The organism is Myxococcus sp. AB025B (assembly GCF_006518215.1).
GTDB classification, from domain to species: Bacteria; Myxococcota; Myxococcia; order Myxococcales; family Myxococcaceae; genus Myxococcus; species Myxococcus fulvus.
This window is the reverse complement of record NZ_SRLW01000474.1, coordinates 1-5,124: the sequence shown is the minus strand read 5'-3', so window position 1 is coordinate 5,124 and position 5,124 is coordinate 1. Positions and strand designations below refer to the sequence as shown.

General features: G+C 71.7%; 3 protein-coding genes. 2 read left to right on the top strand and 1 reads right to left on the bottom strand.

What is annotated here, in order from left to right; genetic code table 11:
- The first annotated feature begins 73 nt into the window (after window positions 1-73).
- Window positions 74-1,891 carry an outer membrane exchange accessory lipoprotein TraC gene (gene traC, locus FL311_RS41050; protein ID WP_228557421.1) on the top strand — a complete coding sequence of 606 codons (1,818 nt, stop codon included), beginning with the start codon at window positions 74-76 and terminating at the stop codon, window positions 1,889-1,891.
- A 312-nt stretch (window positions 1,892-2,203) separates the two neighbouring features.
- Window positions 2,204-3,670, top strand: a complete 1,467-nt coding sequence (locus FL311_RS41045; RefSeq protein ID WP_194869590.1) for a M57 family metalloprotease — start codon at window positions 2,204-2,206, stop codon at window positions 3,668-3,670.
- A 71-nt stretch (window positions 3,671-3,741) separates the two neighbouring features.
- Here the strand turns inward: FL311_RS41045 and FL311_RS41040 are convergent, their stop codons facing one another.
- Complete coding sequence (locus tag FL311_RS41040; protein ID WP_141333068.1) at window positions 3,742-5,013, bottom strand: MFS transporter; 1,272 nt, start codon at window positions 5,011-5,013, stop codon at window positions 3,742-3,744.
- Window positions 5,014-5,124: the final 111 nt, after the last annotated feature.

Genomic DNA, 5,124 nt, shown 5'->3' with positions numbered 1-5,124 from the left:
GGCCTGGCGGGCGCGGGCGGGGAGGGCTGGCTTCATCCGAACACTTCACCCGGTGGCGCCTTTCCCGGAAGATGTGGGCGTGTCCGCTCCCCCCCGTCCCCCTCGTCCGGCTCCCTCGTCGTCCCGCGGCGCGCTCGGCGCCTTCGCCCTGGCCGCGCTGCTGGCCCTGACGGCCTGCTCGGCCTTCTCCCGCGCCGTGAAGGAGGGCGACACCGCCAGCCAGCAGCAGAAGTGGGCGGAGGCGGAGGCGGCCTACCTGCGCGCGCTCGCCGCGGACCCGGAGGCCTCCGAGGTGACGGTGAAGCTGCGCGAGGTGCGCCGCGCCTGGAGCCAGGTGGTGCTGGCGGAGGCCCGGAGCGTCCATGACTCCGGCGACCTGGATGGCGCCATGAAGCGGCTGGTGCGCGCCCTGGAGCTGGACGCGGAGAACGTGGCGGCCAGGGAGCTGCTCAACGTGACGCTGGACGAGCGGGTGGCCGTGGCGCTTACCGCGCTCAAGGCGGACAAGCTCCAGGAGGCCCGCGCGGAGCTGGACGCGGTGCTGGCGGTGGCCCCGGACCACGCGGGCGCCAGGAAGGCCCTGGACGCGGTGCAGGTGGCGTGGGCGAAGCGCTGGTTCAACACCGGGGACGGGCTGGAGAAGGCGGGCAAGCTGGGCAACGCGCTCGTCGCCTACGTGCGCGCGGACCAGGAGCGCGTGGGCGCCACCGCCGCGCGCGAGCGGGCGGAGGCGGTGCGCCAGAAGCTGCGCGACGAGGTGGCCTTCCTGGTCGTGGCGACGCCGGTGGAGGACCGCGCGGGCGCGCCCGACGTGGCGCAGCGGCTGGCGGCGGGGCGGCTCGCGGCCATGCTGCCCACGCACCTGCCCCTGCGCGTGGTGACCGAGGCCCCCGAGGGGCGCGAGGGCGTGAAGCTGGATTTGTCCCTGGAGCGCGTGCTGCCGCTCAAGGCGGTGGAGGACTCGCAGCGCTCGCACCGCTACCTCGCGGGCAAGACGTCCGTGCCCAACCCCCGCCGCGCCGGCTTCGAGACGAAGCTGCTGCAGGCCGAGCGCACCCAGGAGGAGGTGGACCGCAAGCAGGCCCAGGCCCTGCGCGAGTACCTGCGCCTGCAGACGGAGCTCAACCTGCTGCGCGCGGGGACGGAGCGCTGCCGCGAGCGTGAGCGCCGCGAGTGCCTGGAGGCGCTGAAGGAGTGCGGCGAGGCCGCGCGCGAGGCCGAGAAGCCCGGCACGCTGCCCGGGGAGTGCAGCCCCGCCCGCTGCGCCTCCAGCTCCTGCGCCAAGGAGGAGCAGGCGCTGGCGCTGCTGCTGGCGGCGGTGAAGGTCAAGGAGGCCAGCCTGGAGGCCGCGCTGGAGAAGTCGGAGACGCAGCGCATCGAGGTGCAGCGCCACCGCGACACCACGTTCCGCGAGCCCGTCACGGTGGAGGAGCCGATGTACTCGGACTTCGTCTACGACGTGCAGCTCCACCGGCTCACCGTGACGGCCTCCGTCACCGCGGTGATGCGGGACCTGCTCAAGTCCCAGGTGCCCGCGCCGCACACGGATGACTTCTCCGTGATGCACGAGGACCTGGCGCACAAGGGGTACGACCGGTACGGCGTGCTGGCGGACCCGGTGCAGCTGCGCAACGAGCTGGAGCTGCGCGTGGAGGTGGGCGACAAGGCCGTGTCGGACCTGGCCCGCCGGGTGAAGGAGCGCTTCGACGCGTACCGGGGCAAGCGCGTGGAGGACGCCCGCCGGGGCATGGTGCGCCCGGGCGCCGAGGACGTGGTGGAGACCGCCGTGCGCGCGCTGCTGCTCACCGCGGACGCGCCCCCCGCGGATGTCCTCCAGCCCCTGGCCCGCGCGCGCGGCCTCAACCGCCCCGAGACGCTGCTGGGCCTGTAAGTCGCCGTTGCCCCTGTAACCAGAGTCCGTACGGACCCGCGACACCTTTCGACTCAGGTGTCCTGTCCCAGGACACTTTGGTTACGGGGTTGTAACCATTTGGAACCAAAGGACACGGACTTCAAAGTGTCATGAGTCTTTACGCCGTGGTCCCCGAGGCGTGGAGTCCATGTGCTCCGTGGATACCGGGTGTTTCAGTGGGAAGCTAAGGGAAGTCCGCTAGTTACCTGGATGGCATGACACCTGCTCAGGGCAGGGGTCCCCGGGCTGTGGGAGTCCGGGAGCCTCATTCCTCTGCGAAGAAGGATGTTCATGTCCCAGTCCAAGATTGTCGGTGCCCTCGCGGGCCTGGCGCTGCTGGCCGGTTGCGGCGGCGAAAACACCACCCCTCCCCCCTCCGAGGAGGTCAGCCAGGGAATGTCGTGGGAGGAGTTCCTCGCGGGCGTGTACCAGGAGCCCGACACCGGCATCTTCATCGCGGATGGTGACACGCCGTTCGCCACCGAGAAGCACCTGCGCGAGTTCTATGAGAACAACGTGCGCAACGGGCAGCTCATCGTCCACACCGCGGGCGGCGTGGATGCCGCGTGGAACGCAACGCAGAAGAAGAACATCACCTACTGCGTGAGCACCACGTCGTTCGGCACCCGGTACAACACCGCGGTGGCGGCGATGAAGAGCGCGGCCGAGGCCTGGGAGGCCGTGGCCAACGTGGACTTCGTGCACGTGGTGGCGCAGGACACCAACTGCACCGCGAGCAACCAGAACGTCGTCTTCGACGTGCGCATCGTGAACTCGGGCAACCAGTACCTGGCCCGCGCGTTCTTCCCGAACGACACGCGCGCCAACCGCAACGTGCTCATCGACACGTCGGCCTTCGGCAGCATCCCGCCGTGGACGCTCGAGGGCATCCTGCGCCACGAGCTGGGCCACACGCTGGGCTTCCGCCACGAGCACACCCGTCCCCAGGCCGGCACGTGCTTCGAGGACAACAACTGGCGTCAGCTGACGGCGTACGACTCCGCGTCCGTCATGCACTATCCGCAGTGCAACGGCACCCAGAACGGGGACCTGGTCATCACCGCGCTGGACGCGCAGGGCGCCGTGGCGCTCTACGGCGCGCCGGGCGGCACGGACCCGGAGCCGCCGGGTCCTGGCACGGGCACCCCGACGACGACGACGCTCACGGGCTCCGTGGCGGCGAGCACCAACAACGCCTTCCCGGCCATCACCGTGGTTCCCGGCACGGCCTTCAACGTGACGATGACGGGCACGGGTGACCCGGACCTGTACGTGCGCTTCGGCGCGGCCCCCACCACGAGCACGTACGACTGCCGCCCGTACCTCAACGGCCCGTCCGAGTCCTGCAGCCTGACGGTGCCCGCGGGCGTGACGACGGCGTACGTCATGGTGCGTGGCTACACGGCCGCCACCTTCACGCTGACCATCAACTACACCCGCCCGTCGACGGGTGGCACGCCCGCCACGGACACGAAGTCGGGCACGGTGGCCTCGGGCAGCGTCACCAACTTCCCCGCGTACAGCGTGGTGGCGGGCAGCACGTTCAAGGTCGTGATGACGGGCTCGGGTGACCCGGACCTCTACGTCCGCTTCGGCTCCGCGCCCACCACCACCGCGTACAACTGCCGTCCGTACCTGACGGGCGCCGCCGAGACGTGCGAGCTGACGGTGCCCGCCGGCCAGACGAGCGCGTACGTCCAGGTCCGCGGCTACACGGCGGGTTCGTACAACCTGGCCATCAGCTACACCAAGCCGTAGTCCACGCTCCCGACACCCGGGAGTGAAACACGGGCGGTCTTCCCGAGTCGGGGAGGCCGCCCGTGGTCTTTTCAGTCGAGGAGCGGGCTCAGCTGCGCGCCCCCCGCGCGCTGGGCGTCCAGGCGGCGCCGGCGGGCCGGGGCGATGGCGAGCTGCCACGCGGCGCAGGCGAGCCCCAGCACCAGACACCCGAGCCACAGCGCGGACGTACCCGCGCGTCCCAGCACCCGCCCTCCGAGCGCGGGCGCGGCGCTGGAGGCCAGGCCCCAGAGCATGTGGTACGCGCCCTGGTAGCTGCCGCGCAGCCGCGTGGGCGCCAGGTCCGCGACGACGGAGGGCGCGACGGGGGCCTGGGCCATCTCCCCCAGCGTCCAGATGGCCACGGCGAGCGCCGCGAGCGCGACGTTGCCCGTCAGCGCGTGCAGGCCGAAGCCCAGGCCGGTGAGGGCCGCCGCCAGCGCGAGCGAGTGCGCGCGGCGCAGGTGCTTGAGCAGGCGGTGGGACAGGGGCTGGAGCGCGACGATGAGCAGGCCGTTGACGGACAGCACCGCGCCGAACTGCGCCTCGCTCAGGCCGCGCGCGCTCAGGTCGAGCGGGAGCGACACCTGGCTCTGATGGAAGATGATGGCCACGCCGAGGATGGGCAGCGCGAAGGCGACGAAGCTCGGGTCCAGGAAGGGCGTCAGCAGCGAGCGCAGGGCGCCCGGGGCCTGGGCGTCCTCCGACGCGGTGCGGGCGGGGCGCGTCTCCGGCAGGAGCCACCAGATGCAGCACCCGTAGGTGAACGTGGTGATGGCGTCGGCCACGAACAGCGTCACGTAGCCGAAGCGGACCATCAACCCCGCGAGCGGCAGCGCGACGGCGAAGCCCACGTTGATGACCCAGTAGAGCAGGCCGAAGGCGCGCTGCCGGTCCTCGGGGGTGACGACGTCCGCCACGGCCGCGGACACGGCGGGACGGTAGAGCTCTCCGAGGATGCCCAGGCAGAAGGCGGCGAGCGCGATGGAGGTGGGCTCTCGCGCGAAGCCGAGCAAGAGCATGCCCACCGAGCCGAGCCACAGTCCTCCGGCCAGCGTCAGGCGCCGGCCCACGCGGTCCGCGAGCATGCCGCCCAGGGGGCTCGCGATGACCGCGCCCACGCCGTAGAGCGACACGGTGAGGCCCGCCTGCTCCACGCTGAAGCCCCGCTCGCGCGTGAGGTACAGCGCGAGGAAGGGCACCACGAAGCTGCCCAGTCGATTGACCAGGGTGCCCACCCACAGCACCCAGTAGGTGCGCGGCAGGCCTCCGGCCATCTCATGCACGGCCCTGCCCAGCGCGCTCGTCGTCCATCGCGAACTCATGTGCGCACGCAGCATGTGTCAGCGCGAACGCCCTTGCACGAGCGGCCGCGAGGGCCCGTGGAACGTGGTGCTGCTTGGTGCTCCGAGGAGTCCAGGTGGGGCGGATGGGGG